The organism is Providencia sp. PROV122 (assembly GCF_028482365.1).
Taxonomy (GTDB): domain Bacteria; phylum Pseudomonadota; class Gammaproteobacteria; order Enterobacterales; family Enterobacteriaceae; genus Providencia; species Providencia stuartii.
Genome location: NZ_JAMPQI010000002.1, coordinates 210,458 through 228,562, shown reverse-complemented (window position 1 = coordinate 228,562; position 18,105 = coordinate 210,458). Strand labels below are relative to the sequence as shown.

The 18,105-nt window shown below is 40.7% G+C and carries 16 protein-coding genes and 1 other RNA gene; 5 read left to right on the top strand and 12 right to left on the bottom strand.

All coding sequences use genetic code 11. The features are described from left to right. Positions 1–13 precede the first annotated feature (13 nt). The 3 genes from mltD (at position 14) to PSE69_RS02640 (ending at position 2,570) form a co-directional block, all read left to right on the top strand. Positions 14–1,351, top strand: a complete 1,338-nt coding sequence (gene mltD / locus PSE69_RS02650; protein ID WP_004927077.1) for a murein transglycosylase D — start codon at positions 14–16, stop codon at positions 1,349–1,351. Positions 1,352–1,918: 567 nt separating this feature from the next. Further along, positions 1,919–2,287, top strand: a complete 369-nt coding sequence (gene tomB / locus PSE69_RS02645) for an Hha toxicity modulator TomB (RefSeq protein ID WP_004927067.1) — start codon at positions 1,919–1,921, stop codon at positions 2,285–2,287. 79 nt (positions 2,288–2,366) lie between these two features. Beyond that, the gene (locus tag PSE69_RS02640; RefSeq protein WP_004927064.1) at positions 2,367–2,570 is read left to right on the top strand and encodes an HHA domain-containing protein; all 204 of its coding nucleotides are present in this window, start codon (positions 2,367–2,369) and stop codon (positions 2,568–2,570) included. A gap of 375 nt (positions 2,571–2,945) precedes the next feature. Here the strand turns inward: PSE69_RS02640 and ffs are convergent. Beyond that, an RNA gene (gene ffs, locus PSE69_RS02635) (signal recognition particle sRNA small type) lies at positions 2,946–3,042 on the bottom strand. 132 nt (positions 3,043–3,174) lie between these two features. After that, positions 3,175–3,633: a YbaY family lipoprotein gene (locus PSE69_RS02630; RefSeq protein ID WP_004927062.1), complete on the bottom strand. Its 459-nt coding sequence runs from the start codon at positions 3,631–3,633 to the stop codon at positions 3,175–3,177. 323 nt (positions 3,634–3,956) lie between these two features. On the opposite strand from PSE69_RS02630, the gene tesB reads away from it, so the two are divergent. Then, a complete protein-coding gene (tesB, locus tag PSE69_RS02625; protein ID WP_004927058.1) occupies positions 3,957–4,823 on the top strand; it encodes an acyl-CoA thioesterase II in 867 nt (288 codons plus the stop codon). 236 nt (positions 4,824–5,059) lie between these two features. On the opposite strand, the gene amtB is transcribed toward tesB, so the two are convergent. From amtB to PSE69_RS02600, 5 genes are all read right to left on the bottom strand, one after another. Continuing rightward, positions 5,060–6,343 (bottom strand): ammonium transporter AmtB, encoded by a 1,284-nt coding sequence (gene amtB / locus PSE69_RS02620; protein WP_102780762.1) that lies wholly within the window; start codon positions 6,341–6,343, stop codon positions 5,060–5,062. Positions 6,344–6,353: 10 nt separating this feature from the next. Beyond that, positions 6,354–6,692: a P-II family nitrogen regulator gene (locus tag PSE69_RS02615; protein WP_004927053.1), complete on the bottom strand. Its 339-nt coding sequence runs from the start codon at positions 6,690–6,692 to the stop codon at positions 6,354–6,356. A gap of 193 nt (positions 6,693–6,885) precedes the next feature. Further along, positions 6,886–8,670 carry a SmdB family multidrug efflux ABC transporter permease/ATP-binding protein gene (locus PSE69_RS02610; RefSeq protein ID WP_004927051.1) on the bottom strand — a complete coding sequence of 595 codons (1,785 nt, stop codon included), beginning with the start codon at positions 8,668–8,670 and terminating at the stop codon, positions 6,886–6,888. Continuing rightward, entirely contained in the window at positions 8,667–10,412 is a 1,746-nt protein-coding gene (locus PSE69_RS02605) for a SmdA family multidrug ABC transporter permease/ATP-binding protein (RefSeq protein WP_004927049.1), read from the bottom strand. Before PSE69_RS02605 ends, PSE69_RS02610 begins: the two co-directional genes overlap by 4 nt. A gap of 89 nt (positions 10,413–10,501) precedes the next feature. Further along, positions 10,502–10,963, bottom strand: a complete 462-nt coding sequence (locus tag PSE69_RS02600) for an Lrp/AsnC family transcriptional regulator (RefSeq protein WP_004927047.1) — start codon at positions 10,961–10,963, stop codon at positions 10,502–10,504. 200 nt (positions 10,964–11,163) lie between these two features. On the opposite strand from PSE69_RS02600, the gene queC reads away from it, so the two are divergent. Beyond that, positions 11,164–11,862, top strand: coding sequence for a 7-cyano-7-deazaguanine synthase QueC (queC, locus tag PSE69_RS02595; protein WP_121874721.1), 699 nt, complete (start codon positions 11,164–11,166; stop codon positions 11,860–11,862). A gap of 52 nt (positions 11,863–11,914) precedes the next feature. On the opposite strand, the gene PSE69_RS02590 is transcribed toward queC, so the two are convergent. The 5 genes from PSE69_RS02590 to lon all read right to left on the bottom strand — a co-directional run bounded on the left by PSE69_RS02590 (position 11,915) and on the right by lon (position 18,030). Continuing rightward, on the bottom strand, positions 11,915–12,346 hold the full coding sequence (locus PSE69_RS02590; protein ID WP_004927043.1) for an acyl-CoA thioesterase: 432 nt from the start codon (positions 12,344–12,346) through the stop codon (positions 11,915–11,917). A 208-nt stretch (positions 12,347–12,554) separates the two neighbouring features. Further along, entirely contained in the window at positions 12,555–12,923 is a 369-nt protein-coding gene (locus PSE69_RS02585; protein ID WP_004927040.1) for a ComEA family DNA-binding protein, read from the bottom strand. 145 nt (positions 12,924–13,068) lie between these two features. Further along, the gene (gene ppiD / locus PSE69_RS02580) at positions 13,069–14,925 is read right to left on the bottom strand and encodes a peptidylprolyl isomerase (protein WP_121874722.1); all 1,857 of its coding nucleotides are present in this window, start codon (positions 14,923–14,925) and stop codon (positions 13,069–13,071) included. Positions 14,926–15,097: 172 nt separating this feature from the next. After that, the gene (hupB, locus tag PSE69_RS02575; RefSeq protein WP_014656769.1) at positions 15,098–15,373 is read right to left on the bottom strand and encodes a nucleoid-associated protein HU-beta; all 276 of its coding nucleotides are present in this window, start codon (positions 15,371–15,373) and stop codon (positions 15,098–15,100) included. 212 nt (positions 15,374–15,585) lie between these two features. After that, a complete protein-coding gene (gene lon, locus PSE69_RS02570) occupies positions 15,586–18,030 on the bottom strand; it encodes an endopeptidase La (RefSeq protein WP_004927032.1) in 2,445 nt (814 codons plus the stop codon). Positions 18,031–18,105 lie beyond the last annotated feature (75 nt).

The following is an 18,105-nucleotide window of genomic DNA, read 5'->3' as shown; positions in this document are numbered from 1 at the left end:
GAACCAAGACACAATGAAGACAATAGCGACTATTATCGCCATTGTTCTGCTGGCCGGATGCCAATCTTCGCCTCAACAAACCAAGCAGAACAGGTCTTCAGCAAACCACACTATAGAAACCGTTGCTCCACATAATCAGGCAGCAAGCAGACAAATCTCAACGGTAGATAACGACCTTTGGGGTTATATCAGTGATGAGCTGAAGATGGATATACCTGATAATGCTATCATCAGGGAACAGGCAAGTAATTACTATACAAAACAAAGTTTTCTCTACGACGTCACATTAAGGGCCGAACCTTATATGTACTGGATCGTGGACGAAATCGATAATCGTAACTTACCCATGGAATTGGCCCTGATTCCAATCATAGAAAGTTCATTCAATCCAAAAGCAACCTCACCTGCACAGGCGGCAGGATTGTGGCAAATTGTTCCTATCACCGCACGCTCTTATGGCTTAAAACAAGATCAATGGGTCGATGAGCGCCGTGACTTAGTCACATCGACTAAGGCTGCTTTTGATTTGCTCGAAAATTTAAATATCATGTTTGGACATGATTGGGAATTAACCTTAGCCGCTTATAACTGCGGTGAAGGCTGTGTACTGAATGCGATTAAGAAGAATGAAGAAGCTGGGTTGCCAACTGATTTCTGGTCGTTATCTTTACCTAAAGAAACAAAACAATATGTGCCTAAAATATTAGCGCTTAGCCAAATATTAAGAGCACCTGAAAAATATCAAATTAAATTACCGCGTAGTAACCGAAATAGAGCGTTAACTCAAGTCGATGTTGGGCAGCAAATTACATTAACCCAAGCTGCCGAGCTAACAGGTATTTCGGAAGAGTCGCTGAAAATTTATAATTCTGGCTATAAGCGTGGTGTAACATCACCTAATGGCCCACATTATATTATGTTACCGACAGCAAAAGCGGAGCAATTAAAAGTATCACTTTCTGACCAAGCTGTTTTAGATAATATCCGTCTCGCTGTGGCTAAAAATCAGCATCAGAGATCAACCCAACCCGCCAATAATTTCACTTATAAAGTGGCTAAAGGGGAATCGGTTGCAAGTATTGCCAAAAAATTCAATACGACAAGTAAAGAGATAAAGCGGCTTAATGGAATGAAAACGGCCACTATCTATCCGGGCCAAACCCTTAAGATAAAAGGTTCAGCCCCTACTGCCAATAGTCGTAAAACCAAAACTTATAGAGTGAAGAAAGGTGACTCTTATTACAGCATAGCCAAAAGGCATGGGATCAAACTCAATGATTTAATGAGTTGGAATTCAGGTGTCAAAATGGCAGATCTAAAACCTGGTGTCACATTGAACCTCTACTTATAAAATAAGTCTCTGTCATGTACCTACCGATTAATCGGTAGGTATTACTTATTTGGTATTAAAAATTAATTATGCTTATCAATATTGGTATCATATTCAATTACCGTTAATCTTTTCTCTATTTTGTTAAAAAAACCTCTTCAAATTATTTTGCATATCGTTTTTAAGTTAAAATCATCGTTATTTTTTGTAAACAAACGAAAAGTATCTCTAATTGGATATAAAACTCCTTTAAAACTGCGCTTAATTGATATAAATAGCACTATAAGTCCTTTATCCTGCTTTATTTTTGAAAAAAAACCGCGGTCAGGTGGTGACTTATGTAATAAAAGTGCTATATTATTAGCACAGCGAAAACTGTTAGCGCTGCTAGCCCGTATTTGAATATTACTGATATAATTATTGATAATTCTAAAAATTACACCTACTTTGTTACAAAGTATATATAACCTAATGCGTTGATTAGTAAATGCTTATGTTAATAACCAAGGTGTTTTATTTAGTTTGTACTAGATTATTTAGATATAGAAATACACATAGCAAAGGTTAGTCTCGCCTGCGGAGGTGATTATGGATGAATATTCACCCAAAAATTATGATATATCTGAGTTAAAATACTTGTGTAACAGTTTGAATCGAGAAGCAATGTTAAGCTTACAGAAAACTAATACACACTGGGTCAATGATTTAAGTTCACCACAAAGTGCTAGACTTAATGAACTCATTGAACATATTGCAGCCTTCGTGTGGCAATTTAAGATAAAATATCCCAAAGAGAATCTCGTTATATCATTAGTTGAAGAGTATCTTGATGAGACTTATGATTTATTCGGAAGCCCTGTAATAACTCTAAGTGAAATTATTGACTGGCAGAGCATGAATCAAAATCTAGTTTCCGTACTTGATGATGATTTAAAGTGCCCTGCAAGCAAAACATAAAGATATTATTCGTCGCTATATAAACTATAACATAGCATGTTATAAAGCTTTTTTAATTATCAATAAAAGAAAGGGTATTATGACCAAAACTGATTATCTGATGCGTTTAAGAAAATGCACAACCATCGATACACTTGAGCGTGTTATTGAGAAAAATAAGTATGAGCTTTCTGAAGATGAGTTAGAATTGTTCTATTCAGCTGCTGACCATCGCCTTGCAGAACTCACTATGAATAAACTTTATGACAAAATCCCTGCATCGGTTTGGAAATTTGTTAGGTAACTACTTATTAATATGCACAGATAATAACTGGTTATAGCCGATAATTCATTTTATCGGCTTAATGTGTATATTGTCTTTCATTCTATTATTATACATTGTAAACAATGTATCCATCGCGCTCGTATTTTATCCAATTAAGCTTTGGATATTCATAATTAGACAACTTCTCAATAGCGCTACGCTTATTCATAAAGAATTTATAAAACCTTACAAATAATCGTCGCTTTATCTTATAAAAATAGCATTAAAATTAATAATACTCATTTCAAATTTACGATTTTGCTATTTTATCTGCCAATGAATATTAGCTTAAGTTATAAGATGAAAGAGGGGGAAATAAACAGATAGGTTACTTAACTCATAATTGGGTGGGGGCCCTGCCAGCGACATCCCGGCACACACATCTCCTGCTGTGGCTGCTTCTTTCCAGACCTGACCAAATTAACAAGTTAGTGTTGCGGGAGAACCAACAGAGCCCCCATAGATTGCTTCCTAAAAAGCAGGAGGCATTATGCTTGATGACAACTAAAATAGCAAGAAAACTACTGCCAAGTGCTGATTTCTTGCACAAAATACGTAATTAATGATATTTATTAAAAAATAATCAACTGGTGGGTTCAATAACTAACCTAATTTCTTTGCTCGTATCATCACTAGTAGAGAGATTTTCTACTTTGGAAATCAGCAAGATATTACCATCAACAGATACTGTCGCTCTCATCGCAAGATGGGCATCTGGGCGTACTTCATTCTTTTGATAGCTTAATTCAAAAGGAAAAGGAGACTGTTTGCCTAAAGTCTCATAATATTTTTGTGATAAGATCAACGCAGGTAGTTCCGCGATTGAAATATCCGCTAAGGTTACTGTAATCACGGCATTCTGAGGCAATTTGACCTGCTGCGGAATGACAACTTGCCCTCTAATGACGTCAGTGTCTAAATGCTGCTTTGCATTATGGCTGTGATTGTTAACCTTCGTCTCTTTTACATTATTATTATTACCTTCACAACCAACCAAAAAAGCAGGCAGAACAAAGCCAATTATGCATAGGTGTAGTTTCATAATAAATGTCCAAAAAAACAATTTGTTGTTAAGTATTTTTATACTAATCAGAGTGTGATTTTTACTGAAGGCGAATTGATTATAGCTAAAAAATACTCACCAACAAAATATTCTTTCAAAATGTAACAAACAACATCAAAATGTAATCAACTGTTGAACATAGCGGCCTAAACGGTAGTCATCGCCTATTTAAAATCATAGCCAGCCATGCTTTCTGCTATTGATATATAAAAGCAATAAGACAAAAAACGCTCTACCTATTTTTATGTATTAATGGGAAAATACCCGCATCTGATAAATATTAATCAACTTTCAAGGTTGCTATGAGCCCAGAATTGCAAAATTTAATCAGCCTATTGGAGCTGGAAAAAATCGAAGAGGGTATTTATCGAGGTCAAAGTGAAGATCTTGGATTACCTCAAGTATTTGGGGGGCAAGTTGTTGGTCAAGCCATGTACGCAGCGGAACAGACTATCCCCGAAGGTCGCGTAATAAATTCATTCCATAGCTATTTCTTGCGCCCTGGTGATAGCCAACGCCCTATTGTCTATGATGTCGAAATATTAAGAGATGGTGGCAGCTTTAGTACACGACGCATCAGCGCAATACAACATGGCAAGCCCATCTTTTTTATGACGGCCTCTTTCCAAGCACAAGAAGAGGGGTTTAATCACCAGAACCTCATGCCAGATGTTCCTTTACCAGAGACACTGGCATCACAGGATGAAATCATTCAACGTTTGGCAACCCAATTACCCGAGTCGGTCAAAAAGTATGCTTTGCGCCCAAATCCTTTTGAGTTTCGGCCTATTCAATTTTACAGCCCATTTAATAACCCACCGCAAGAGCCTTTTCGTTATATTTGGTTTAAAGCCAAAGGCCAATTGCCTGATATTCCCTCATTACACAACTACTTATTAGGCTATGCGTCTGACTATAATTTTTTACCTGCAACCCTACAGCCACATGGCCGTGGGTTTATGGAGAGAGATTTGCAAGTCGCAACAATCGATCACTCAATGTGGTATCACCGACCATTTAAAATTGATGATTGGTTACTCTATGCCATTGAAAGCCCTTCCGCTTCAGGAGGACGAGGCTTTGTTAAAGGGCAAATTTATGACCGACAAGGGGTCTTAGTGGCAACAGCGGTTCAAGAAGGGGTGATCCGTAAAAGAAGGCCTCGCTAAGTCAACTATAGCTAATTAGTGCGAGTACTCACTAACTATTTTGTGAGTTAAAAAACGCCCCCAGTAATGGGTTATCCAACTATTGGGGGTCATTCACTATTTTCGCTTTAGTTTGGGATATCGTGACCGCACTCATCTATCATTATGTTTATCAAGATATTGAGATGCAGGTGTTGAACAGCTTTAGTTTGATAAACTTCCTTGTATGTTAGTACCAACTCACTTTTTGGCTTCGATCAATTATAGGCACTCTCTCCATGATAAGTGATATCAAGCCCTTCTCGCTCCTGTTCAACATCAACACGTAAGCCTGTTGTCTTATCTGCGATTAAAAATGCAAGGTAGGCAACAATTGAGGTCCAAACAACACAAATAAGTATGCTAAACGCCTGAATGCCAACTTGTTTTATCATTGTTATACCTTCTGCATACCCCATCCCCCCGAGAGCCGCCGAAGTAAACACCCCCGTGAGTAAGCACCCAACCACCCCGCAAACACCATGAACACCAAAGACATCACAAACATCATCAACTTTTAACCAACGTTTTAAAACCACAACCCCCCATAACCCAGCAATACCTGAAAGTAGGCCGATAATTAATGCTCCTGCAACCCCAACCGTTCCTGCTGCGGGTGTAACACCAACCAACCCCGCTAAGCACCCTGAGCAGGCACCTAACAATGAGGGCTTATCCCTAAATATCCATTCAGCAAGTACCCATGAAAGTATTGCTCCGGATGCCGCTACCACCGTATTAATAAATGCCAAGGCCGCGACGGAATTCGCACTTCCCGCTGACCCCGCATTAAAACCAAACCAACCGATAAATAAGATTGCGGTACCCATAAACACCATCGGCAAATTGTGAGGCTTTATGACTTCTTTACCCAACCCTGTGCGCTTTCCAAGTAAGTAAGCACCAACAAGCCCAGCAACAGCGGCATTAATATGAACGACAGTGCCTCCAGCAAAGTCCAAAGCACCATCTTGGGCAAGGAGTCCTCCTCCCCACACCATATGAGCAATAGGCAAATAAGCAAAGGTTGTCCAAATGACAGTAAATATCAGTATTGCAGAAAATTTAACTCGTTCGCCTAACGCACCAACCACCAACGCAACCGTCAAACAAGCGAAAGCACCTTGGAATGCGACATGAATAAATTGAGGTATGGTGACAGATAAGCTGTCAATATTGATACCCTTGAGCATAAATTGGCTTAATCCCCCAAAAAAGCTATTGCCCTCACTAAATGAAATACTGTAACCATAGATGACCCAAATCACTGAAACAAGTGCAAAAATAACCATAGTTTGCGCCATCAGTGCGAGGACATTTTTGCTTCTCAGTAACCCGCCATAAAATAAAGCAATACCCGGAACGATCATGAATAGGACTAATGCAGTGCAAACCATCATAAATGCGTTATCCGCTTTATCGACACCGTCATCAGATGCAAACACTCTTGCAGGAAAACTTGCTATAAATAGCCAACACAAACGTTGAAACAGTTTACTCATCGCTACTCTCCTATAGTGCTTCATCTTGTTTCTCGCCAGTACGGATACGTATGGCTTGCTCAAGCTCTAATACAAATATTTTCCCATCACCTACTTGCCCTGTATTGGCTGCTTTTTCTATTGACTCAATAACGAGATCGGCAAATTCATCGGAAACAGCAATTTCTAGACGCACTTTTGGTAAGAAGTCGACGGTATATTCTGCACCACGATATAATTCAGAATGTCCTTTTTGCCGCCCAAAACCACGCACTTCAGTCATCGTGAGGCCTTGTATCCCTATATCTGAAAGAGCCTCTCTGACCTCGTCTAACTTAAAAGGCTTAATAATTGCGATGATATATTTCATTTTCCCTCCGGATAATATGATCCCCTACCTATCCAGCTAAAGACGTACGACAACATCATCATTGGCTGCAACTACACTAACAGCAAATAGCATGCCAAAATTAATTATGCTTATAATTCAAATAGTCATCGCAAAAGAAAAGGCCACTCATCCGAGTGGCCTTTTGACGATGCGTTAAAAATGTGCAAACAAGCTAATTCAATAACGCTTCAGGCTCCATATCATCATGCAAATTCAACGATTCACCGACCTGTTGAAGCTGATACATTTGATAATAACGCCCTTTTTGTTGCAGTAGCTGTGTATGACTACCTTTTTCAACAATTGCACCACGATGAAGCACAACAACCTGATCGGCATCGACAATTGTGGATAATCGGTGTGCAATAACCACAAGTGTAGTCGTTTGGCGGATTATACGCAGTGCTTTTTGAATAGCCTGTTCTGTACCTGAATCGATATTGGCTGTCGCCTCATCCAGAATTAATATTTTGGGTGTTGCAACTAAGACCCGAGCCATCGCGAGTAGTTGCCTTTGCCCGACAGAAAGCGTATTCCCCTGTTCTCCTAGTAGCGAATCTAATCCTTCTGGCAGTGATCGGACATGCTCTGCTAACTGTACAACATCGAGAACCTGCCAAACTTTTTCTTGGGTTATCTCACGCCCTAACGCGACATTATCAAAGAAAGATGCCGCTAGAACGACAGGATCCTGTTGCACCATCGCGATCCCATTACGTAAAACTTGATGTGAAAGTGTGTGTAAGGAACGTCCATCAAGTAGGATCTCCCCTTGCTGCCAAGGGTAATAGCCCATAATCAGGTTTGCGATGGTACTTTTCCCACTTCCCGTGTGACCAACTAAAGCAACAAAGCTATTTTCAGGAATATGAAGATTGATATCCGTTAACACTTTTTTGTCATCACGATACGCAAAAGATAACCCCTGAATATCAATAGCACCACTTTGTAATGGCTGTATATTATTGCCATAAGCTTGTTTCGGACTATCCATTAATTCAAACACTCGCTCACCTGAAACGACCGCTTGTTGCAACATAGATTGTTGAGAGGTCAATTCGATGAGAGGCTCATTTAAACGTCCAAGATAGTTGATAAAAGCATATAAAACCCCAACACCAATTGTGCTCGTACCATCAAATCCAAACAATAACAGTAACCCACAAAGCACCGATGCCGAGATCAAGCTAAGCAGAGGTCGAAGTAATAACCCATCCAGTTTTAATGCCTTCATGCGTGCAAGGTAGTGATCTTGACTAGCCTCTAACATTTTCTCGCCAAACCGAGCTTGTTGGCGGAATTGCTGGATCACTGTCATGCCATTGATCACTTCATTAAAGCCATTATTTATTTCAGCAAGATAAGAACGAACGCGGCGCACAATCGGAGTACTTAGCCGTTGATACACGAGCATCACCACCATCACGGCTGGAAAAATCATGACTGCCACTAAAGCCATGCGCCATTCAAGGGTAAACATCGCGATAAGCATCGCACAAATTAGCGCTAAACTACGGAAGACTGTCGGCACAACCATCACAAATAGGTCTTTAATAACTTCGGTATCATTAGTAACACGGGAAATGATTTGACCTACAGGTTGTTTATCAAACGCACTTAATGGTTGTCTTAATGCTGAGTTCATTACGTCGGTACGTAAAGCCTGAACCACGCCAACAGCCGCTTTGTTAAATAAGATCGTTTGATAATAATGTAAGAGTGCAGCAGCAATCTGTAATAACACAAAACCAACCGCTAAATATAAGGTTAACGGCATGATGATCTGTTTCTTAGCCACCATGTTGTCAATAAAATAACTAATCAGCAAAGGCCCACTGACTTCAGCCGCAGCAGCGACCCATAGCATAACAATGGCAACCGACATTGTACCGCGGTGAACTTTGCCATAGCTAAGTAAGCGTTTTAACGCTGGCCACAATGGTTTTTTCTGACTCATAAATCACCATCCAAAGTGGCTTCGATTTGTTGATAATGGTACATATCTTTATACCATCCAGGTTGGACTGATAACGTTGAGTGAATACCTTCCGCCGCAATGCTTCCTTGGGATAACACGAGAATATTATCAGCGTCGACTAACGCAGATAGGCGGTGTGCACTAATGATTAATGTTTTACCCTCTCGCCAGCGACTTAAATTTTGTAAAATAGTAAATTCAGTCTGCCCATCCACCGCCGATAACGCATCATCTAAAATTAAAATTTCGGCATTTTGCAAAATAGCGCGCGCAATAGAAATTCGCTGTTTTTGCCCACCAGACAACATTACGCCACGCTCACCCACTTGGGTTTGGTAGCCTTCAGGTAACCTCAAAATATCATCATGTACGCAAGCAATACGCGCAGCTTCCTCAATCTGCTCTACTGTGGCTTGTGGGTTGCCTAATGCGATATTCCCTGCAATCGTATCAGAGAATAAAAAAGGTGATTGGTTAACAACGGCTAAACGACCTCGCCACTCATCTAACCGAATCTCAGGTAACGGTTTCCCCTGATAAGAAATCGCGCCTTCAGTAACATCGAATTGGCGCTGGATCAGCGTAATAAGTGTTGATTTCCCTGAACCTGTCGGGCCACATAGTCCTAAAAATTGCCCCGGTTTGAGGTCAAATTGAATGTCGTGGAGTGCGACTCTATCTGTTTCAGGGTAGCTAAACGTTTTAATTCTCGCGCTCAATGCCCCTTTTTCAGCACCCAGTGATTGATGCCCATCTTCAATATCGAGCGGCTCATCAAGTAAACTTCGGATACGACTATAAGCAGCACTACCACGCTCTACGATATTAAACATCCATGCCAATGCCAGCATAGGCCAAATCATTAGCCCCAAGTACATCACAAAGCTAGTCAGTTCACCGAGCGTCAATGTTCCTTGTAATACCATCCAACTGCCACCGCCAATAGCAAGCAAGTTAGCCATACCGATAGCGATAAAAATGGTTGGGTCAAAGCGTGCATCAACTCTGGCAACATGCATATTACGCCGCCCTGCTTCTGTCGCAACCTGCTCAAATTGGTTTGATTGGTGATCTTCAAGACCAAAAGCTTTAATCATGCGAATACTGGTTAAACTCTCTTGAGCATGATTATTTAGGGATGAAAATGCGCCTTGGGCATGTTTGAAACGATGATGTAATTGGTCGCCATAGCGTTTAATAACTAGTGCCATAATTGGCATAGGAATTAATGCTAATAACGTTAACTGCCAACTGATCTCCACGCTCATCATGATCAATACCGCACATCCCATGACTAAGGAATCAACAAACGTCAGTACCCCTTCCCCCGCTGCAAAAACAACGCGGTCAACATCATTGGTTGTACGCGCTATTAAATCCCCCGTTCGATAGCGTAGATAGAAAGACTGATTTTGTAGGCTTAATTGGCGATAGAATTTTTGTCGCAATTGTACGGCTAACTTATAGGATGCTCCGAATAACCAAATCCGCCACACATAGCGCAGCCCATACACAACGACAGCGATAAATAACATCAAGGCGACATAAGATACTAGCTGGCTCGTAGCCATCGTCTGGTTGCTAATACCATCAACAACAACGCCCACAAGCCGTGGAGGAACAAGCTGTAAAATAGCAATAATAATGAGAAAGCAAACCGCGCCAACATAGCGCCGCCATTCACTAAGAAAATACCAGCTTAATTGTGAAAATAATCGCACTGAGTTACTGCCTTGAATAAGATTTAATATTTGCCATTATGTGGCATCCTAACGATGCAAAACAATTGAGAAAAGCAGAACTAACAACACTAATCAGGAATAGGTAGCGCTGTCGTATACTTGATTTTTTCCATTGCAAAACTAGAGGTTACATCAATCAGGCCATGAACGCCATTAACCAGTTTCTTATAAAATAGATCGTAGGATTTCATATCTTTGACTTCGACTTGCATCAGATAATCATACTCTCCTGCCATACGGTAAAACATAAGGACTTCAGGGAGTTGGCTAACAAAAGAGACAAATTGTTCATACCACTCGCTGTTATGGTGTTGCGTTTTGATCATAACAATAACCGTTAGACCGAGACCTAATTTTTCCCCATCAAGCAAGGTTACTCGGTGGCGAATGTACCCTTCATCCTCCAAGCGTTTCAACCTTTTCCAACAAGGAGTCGACGTCAAGTTAACGGCCTCTGCAAGTGCATTTAAAGATAGACTACTGTCATTTTGCAACAAGCGAAGCAACTTTTTATCTATCTTATCTAACATAGGTATTCTCTTTTTATTTATAAAAAAATATCACTGTCGACTTTATATAATAGAATGATTTTACCTAAATAGATTTACGACAGCATAAATAATTCATCAATAACCACAAAAAGACAAAAATTTCCCTGTTCATCACACGCTAGCATCATTACCATGACCCATCAGTTAAGTATTTATATTTTTGAGTAGGAGAAGTGTTTATGAAACGTGCTGTTGTTGTCTTCAGTGGTGGTCAAGACTCGACGACTTGTCTCATTCAAGCTTTAAAAATGTATGATGAAGTCCATTGTGTCACCTTTGATTATGGACAACGTCATCGGCTTGAAATTGAAGTGGCTCAAAAGCTAAGCCATTCACTGGGTGCAGCCGCGCATAAAATCCTTGATGTAAACCTACTCAATGAGTTAGCCGTAAGCAGTTTGACCCGCGACAATATCCCTGTACCCGACTATAACGAAAGTGCAGCTAATGGGCTACCTAGCACTTTTGTTCCGGGTAGAAACATTCTCTTTTTAACGCTTGCAGCCATCTACGCTTACCAAGTCCAAGCAGAGGCGGTTATCACAGGCGTATGTGAAACCGATTTTTCAGGCTACCCTGATTGCCGAGACGAATTTGTTAAAGCACTTAACCATGCCGTAAACCTTGGGCTAGCAAAAGATATCCGCTTTGAAACGCCTTTAATGTGGCTCGATAAAGCACAAACATGGGCACTTGCAGACTATTATGGGCATTTAGAAACCATACGTGAGCAAACGTTGACTTGTTATAATGGTATACAAGGTGACGGTTGTGGGGAGTGTGCTGCATGCCACCTTCGCAGTAAAGGCTTGAACTATTATTTAAGCCATAAAGAGTCGGTGTTAGCTTCTCTAAAAAAACTCGCTAATCTCGCTTAGTACTTTGCTTGCTAACCACACCGGAGAGTTAGCAACTTTCCGGTGTTAATGATTAAGCGGCAATAAAATCTTCAGTACTGCTTTTGGATAATAACTCAAGTTTTTCGCGCAGTTCCCCTTCAATCTTAATAGATTTATTCAGTGCTAAATCAATAAAGACAAAAGTCACCTTTGCATCTGACACCACTTCTCTCTTACCTTGCCTTTCACGTGTTATTTGCTGATAGCACAACGCACTTTTAGTACCAATTTTTTCAATACGCGTTGTCACTGTTAGCTCATCGCCAAGTATGGCACCATGAAAATAGTTCACATTGATATTAACCGCCACCATGGCAAGCTGGCTTTTTAGCGCCCAGCCCAGAAAATTGTGCTCATCCATACAAGCCCATCTATCTGATTCATAAAACTCCAGATAACGTGCGTTGTTCACATGTTGGAAAACATCAATATGATAACCACGTACTTTAATTTGCGTTGCCATAACTACTCCGACCAGTTGCTATTCGTTACAAAAATATAACAAACAATCATGCTATTTGCTGAAATGTTCTATTTTCTTCGATGCTGATCGCGTTTTTTATGTACCGAGGCAAGTATTACAATAATAGGATCGTCTTAGATCACACTATAATATTGGCATTCATCACAAATAAGATTAAGTGCCCACAACAAGGTGGGCACACAGCTCACTATAGCGCTAGCTTGCCTCTGTTTTTCTCTAAAAATGCAGGCCCTATTCCACGTACTTCCAAAATATTTTCAAGAGTATTAAATGCGCCATACTTCTCCCTATACTCAACGATAGCTTTCGCTTTTTGTATGCCAATTCCATGAAGCTTTTTCGCTAACTCTTCGGCACTCGCTTGATTGATGTTCACTTGATTTGTCTCTTTCAAATTCTCCGATGGTTTTTCCTCCTTAGGCTTTTTACTAACCACCGCTGCCACTGGCTTATCAGCTTCTGCTTTTTTTGCTAGCGCCGATTGTGAGCACATTAATATCGTCAGAATAACGGCAGCGCTGCCTAATGATTGCTTTATAAATTTCATCCATGTCATTGATGTTCTCCTGTTTAAATTGAGATACCACAATGCCAAATTTATTATGCAAAAGCTTTTTTGTGATGATAGAAATGAGAAAGGCCACCCAAAGGTGGCCTCAACTTATTTTTGTTGCACTTAGAATTACGAGCGGCTTCGCAATTTAGTCTAAATTAATCACTTCAATTTTGGCGTTATTACGTAAGTTCTGAATCAAAGCTTCATTTACCGCCATTCCCATCATACCACGGTAGTTTGCGGTTAACTGCTCAAGCTCTTTATCTGAAGCTTTGCCTGGGATCACTTTATCAAGTTGAATAATGACTAAATTATCTTTTTCATCACGCACTGTTGTATAAGTTGCTTTGCCGTCAGCAGGTTTCGCCATTGCCATTGCCGCGCCAATAACTGGCGTTTGAGGCATCAAGCGTGAAACCTTTTCAGGTGCAGAAAACTGAATATTCGCAGTATCGCCTTTACCTTCTTTCAAGGCTGCAACTAATTTCTCGCCTTCAGCTTTTAATGCTGCATTCGCTTTCTGGCGCTTAACGAGTGTTTCAACTTGAGATTTAACAGCTTCTAATGGTTGAGTTTGCTCCGGTGCATATTGTGATACACGGACAACAAATGCACGGTCACCTTGAACGTCGATAACATCTGAGTTAATCCCCGTAGAACCATTTTGATCCACTAAACGTTCACTGAATATTTCGTTGATCACTTTAGGGTAATTAAGCGCTGCTGGCGGATTATTTTTATCAAACCAATCCGTTGCCACCACTTTTAAACCTGATACTTCTTCAACTGAAGCAAGTGACTCATTATCATTTGTGGCCGCTTCACTGACTTTCTGCTGTAAGTCATAAAACTGCTTACTATTTTTGTCCTGAATCAGTTTATTTTTAATCTCATCCTTCACCGAATCGAAAGGCTTAATACTTTCAGGTTTGATATCATCCAAACGGAAAATCACAAAATTTGAATCTGACTTAATAGGTGTAGAGATTTGCCCTTTTTCCGTTAAGTTAGCGTTAACGATTTCAGAGGGCGTCGAGGCTTCTTCCATCCAACCAATGATACCTTTATTACCCGCACTAAGCTTATCGGTTGATTTCTCAGTCGCTAACGCCACAAAATCAGCACCGGCTTTTAGCTCATCAATGATAGCGTTAGCTTCTTTCTCTGACGCCACTTGGATCATGCTGTAGTGCTTTTGCTCAGCTTGAGTGTAGTTTTTTAGGTTTTGCTCATAATACGTTTTTACCTCTTCATCAGTGACTGATTGTGGAGGTAAAGCTGCCGCGTCTATTTCTACATAGCTAACTTGCACTTTCTCAGGAGCAATAAAGCTATCCTGATTCGCATTATAGTAAGCTTTAATTTCATCTTTAGTCGCCGTCTGCTTTGCTTGTTCATCGGCTAACGAAAGGGTCGCTACACGAATTTCGCGCTCTTGTAAAACAAGCTCTGCATATGTTTTCACTTCTGAAGGTAGCGCAAAATCGGTTTTAATAAATGAATCAGAAAGCTGAGAGAGAATTAAATTAGCACGGACTTGTTCCGCTAAGTTATCAGCACTGTAGTTATTTGCTGCCAATATCTGACGATACTTATCGCCATCAAATTTTCCATTAGTTTGGAATACTGGCATTTCAAAAATTGCATCCTTTACCTGCTGATCACTGGCAGATAAGTTTAATTCATTAGCATACTCAGCCATTAACGTACTGTTAATCAAGTTATTTAAAACCTGATTACGCAAAAATTTCATGCTCTCTTCATTGCCAGCAATTTCAGAGAACTTATCACCCAAGGAATCTTGTAAAGACTGACGCTCTTGCGAGAAAGCCGTTTGGAATTGCTCCCTGCTAATTGACTGTCCATTAACTTTAGCAGCATCATTACTTGAACCGCCAATCATGTAACCAGCAACCCCTGTCAGCACGAATGACAGGATAATAATAGCCAGTAGCACTTTGATAAAAGGACTGTTCGCTTTCGTGCGTAGATTGTCCATCATAAAAAGGCTTAACTCCGCTTGTTAAATTCAATTTCCTAATAATACGCTAATCTTAACCCAGATTGAAAAAAAAGCGCACCATTTCCATGATGCGCCTCTATATTAGCTGATTAATATTATTCAGTCAGTGTGTGTTTTAGAAAAAATAAAACAAAACCAAAAGAAAACTGAATTAGCTATTAACCGCGTCTTTTAAACCTTTGCCCGGACGGAAAGCAGGTACTTTCGCCGCAGCGATCTTAATCTCTTTACCTGTTTGTGGGTTACGTCCTGTACGAGCGGCACGCTCACGAACAGTGAATGTACCAAAGCCAACTAAAGCAACATCGTCACCTTTGCTTAGTGAAGTCGTTACAGATGCAACAAACGCATCAACAACGCGACCAGCTGCAGCTTTAGAAATGTTCGCTTCAGAAGCGATTTGATCAATCAGTTGAGACTTATTCACTCTTATCATCCCCATATTAGTTTTGACTATGATCTTAATTAGGCTATTAAGCTAATTAATGATGCAGCCGTTATATCAATCCTGAATGCCAATGGCAAGAGAACAGATTACATCCAAATAATTATCAGAATCATCGTTAAATTAGCGACGAAAAAAAAGACTGACAACCCCTAAATTAGCTGTCAGTCTCATTTTTATGTAAACTTCTTGATTCAGCTCACTCTTTTTGACTTATTTTTTACGATTTCCGCACCAAATGGTGGGTTCGCTAGTGCTAAAGAGAGTACCTCTTCAATTGTTTTAACCGGATGAATTTCCAAATCTGCAATAACGTTTTCTGGAATTTCTTCCAAGTCACGTTTATTCTCAAATGGAATTAATACTGTCTTGATGCCACCGCGGTGTGCCGCAAGTAATTTCTCTTTCAGACCACCAATCGGTAAAACAAGACCTCTTAAAGTAATTTCACCCGTCATTGCTACATCAGCTTTAACAGGATTCCCCGTTAAACAAGACACCAACGCGGTTGACATTGCAATCCCCGCACTTGGGCCATCTTTTGGCGTCGCACCTTCCGGAACGTGTACATGGATATCGCGTTTTTCATAGAAATCGCTATTGATACCCAGTTTTTCTGCTCGAGCACGTACTACGGTTAATGCCGCTTGGATGGATTCCTGCATAACTTCACCGAGTGAACCGGTATACGTGAGTTTGCCTTTGCCCGGAACACAAGCTGTCTCGATGGTTAATAAATCACCACCTACTTCTGTCCATGCAAGACCTGTCACTTGACCAACTCGGTTTTCAGTATCTGCTTGCCCGTAATCGAATTTGCGCACACCTAAAAAGTCTTTTAGGTTGTCAGCGTTAATTTCGATATGTTTAAGCTTTTTATCCATCAATAAGGCTTTCACCGCTTTACGGCACAATTTCGAAATTTCACGTTCGAGGCCACGCACACCAGCTTCACGCGTGTAATAACGAATAATGCCGATTAATGCACTGTCATCGATGGTTAGCTCACCTTTTTTCAAGGCATTACGCTGAACTTGTTTCGGCAATAAGTGTTGCTTAGCAATATTCAGCTTTTCATCTTCCGTATAACCGGAAAGACGGATCACTTCCATACGGTCAAGTAACGGCGCTGGGATGTTCATTGAGTTCGACGTAGCAACAAACATCACATCTGACAGATCGTAATCCACTTCCAAATAGTGATCGTTAAAGGCGACGTTTTGCTCAGGATCTAATACCTCTAACAATGCGGATGCTGGATCGCCACGCATATCAGAAGACATTTTATCGATCTCATCCAACAGGAATAGTGGGTTTTTTACCCCAACTTTTGCCATTTTCTGGATCAATTTACCCGGCATAGAACCGATATAGGTACGACGGTGACCACGGATCTCCGCTTCGTCACGCACACCACCTAACGCCATACGGGTATACTGGCGCCCTGTCGCTTTCGCAATAGATTGCCCAAGAGAAGTTTTACCAACCCCCGGAGGCCCTACCAGACATAAAATAGGCCCTTTAATTTTGCTAACACGGCTTTGTACTGCCAGATACTCTAAAATACGCTCTTTAACGCGCTCTAAGCCATAATGGTCTTTATCAAGGACTTCTTGCGCCTTAACAAGATCTTTTTTCACTTTGCTGCGCGCATGCCATGGCACCTGCACCATCCAGTCAATATAGCTACGTACGACGGTGGCTTCAGCCGACATCGGAGACATCATTTTTAGCTTCTGCAACTCAGCTTCCGCTTTTTCATGAGCCTCTTTTGGCATCTTCGCTTCTTCAATTTTACGTTTCAGCGCTTCGTATTCATCTGGCGCGTCATCCATTTCACCAAGCTCTTTTTGAATCGCTTTCATTTGCTCATTCAAATAGTATTCGCGTTGGCTTTTTTCCATCTGTTTTTTAACACGATTACGGATGCGTTTTTCAACTTGCAGCAGCTCAGTTTCTGACTCCATCATGGCCATCAGGAACTCAACACGCTCGGCGACATTCGCCATCTCCAATACGCGCTGTTTATCTGCCAATTTCAATGGCATATGAGAAGCTATTGTGTCCGCTAGTTTATCGAGTTGATCTTGTTCAATCGAGTGTAGCGAGGTCAGCACCTCAGGCGGAATTTTTTTGTTCAGTTTGATGTAGCTTTCGAACTGACTGACTATCGTGCGATAAAGAACCTCTTGTTCTTTTTCATCAAGAAGCTCTGCAACTTGCGTTTTAGCACCCGCTTCATTGTAAAAGTTATCAGTTCCCGCAACGTGTTTCACTGATTCAGGCTGTAACAGTTCAGCTTGTGCTAAGAAATATTCACCATTGTCAGTTAAACTGCTTATGCGTGCTCTTCTTAAACCTTCAACTAATACTTTAACTGTGCCATCGGGCAATTTCAGCATTTGAATAACTGAAGCAACGGTGCCAACAGAAAATAAATCGTTAACCCCAGGCTCATCAGTTGAGGCCTCTTTTTGGGCTACCAGCATTACTTGCTTGTCATGATCCATCGCTGCTTCCAGACTGTGAATGGATTTTTCACGTCCAACAAACAGTGGGATCACCATATGTGGGTACACCACTACATCACGCAGAGGCAATACTGGTATTTCTATGCGTTCGGAACGCTCAGGATTCATAAAGCTCTCTCTTCGTTTAGCTTACGCTAGTTTAAGGGTTTCCAACTATTGTTTAGAAAGTAATTATTTTAAAAA

Bases quoted from the DNA above. Each gene is read 5' to 3' on its own strand.
- tomB (WP_004927067.1), top strand. From the start codon at position 1,919: ATGGATGAATATTCACCCAAAAATTATGATATATCTGAGTTAAAATAC.
- PSE69_RS02590 (WP_004927043.1), bottom strand. From the start codon at position 12,346: ATGGCAACGCAAATTAAAGTACGTGGTTATCATATTGATGTTTTCCAA.
- ppiD (WP_121874722.1), bottom strand. From the start codon at position 14,925: ATGATGGACAATCTACGCACGAAAGCGAACAGTCCTTTTATCAAAGTG.
- queC (WP_121874721.1), top strand. From the start codon at position 11,164: ATGAAACGTGCTGTTGTTGTCTTCAGTGGTGGTCAAGACTCGACGACT.
- PSE69_RS02585 (WP_004927040.1), bottom strand. From the start codon at position 12,923: ATGACATGGATGAAATTTATAAAGCAATCATTAGGCAGCGCTGCCGTT.
- tesB (WP_004927058.1), top strand. From the start codon at position 3,957: ATGAGCCCAGAATTGCAAAATTTAATCAGCCTATTGGAGCTGGAAAAA.
- PSE69_RS02630 (WP_004927062.1), bottom strand. From the start codon at position 3,633: ATGAAACTACACCTATGCATAATTGGCTTTGTTCTGCCTGCTTTTTTG.
- mltD (WP_004927077.1), top strand. From the start codon at position 14: ATGAAGACAATAGCGACTATTATCGCCATTGTTCTGCTGGCCGGATGC.
- PSE69_RS02600 (WP_004927047.1), bottom strand. From the start codon at position 10,963: ATGTTAGATAAGATAGATAAAAAGTTGCTTCGCTTGTTGCAAAATGAC.
- amtB (WP_102780762.1), bottom strand. From the start codon at position 6,343: ATGAGTAAACTGTTTCAACGTTTGTGTTGGCTATTTATAGCAAGTTTT.
- PSE69_RS02610 (WP_004927051.1), bottom strand. From the start codon at position 8,670: ATGAGTCAGAAAAAACCATTGTGGCCAGCGTTAAAACGCTTACTTAGC.
- lon (WP_004927032.1), bottom strand. From the start codon at position 18,030: ATGAATCCTGAGCGTTCCGAACGCATAGAAATACCAGTATTGCCTCTG.
- PSE69_RS02640 (WP_004927064.1), top strand. From the start codon at position 2,367: ATGACCAAAACTGATTATCTGATGCGTTTAAGAAAATGCACAACCATC.
- PSE69_RS02615 (WP_004927053.1), bottom strand. From the start codon at position 6,692: ATGAAATATATCATCGCAATTATTAAGCCTTTTAAGTTAGACGAGGTC.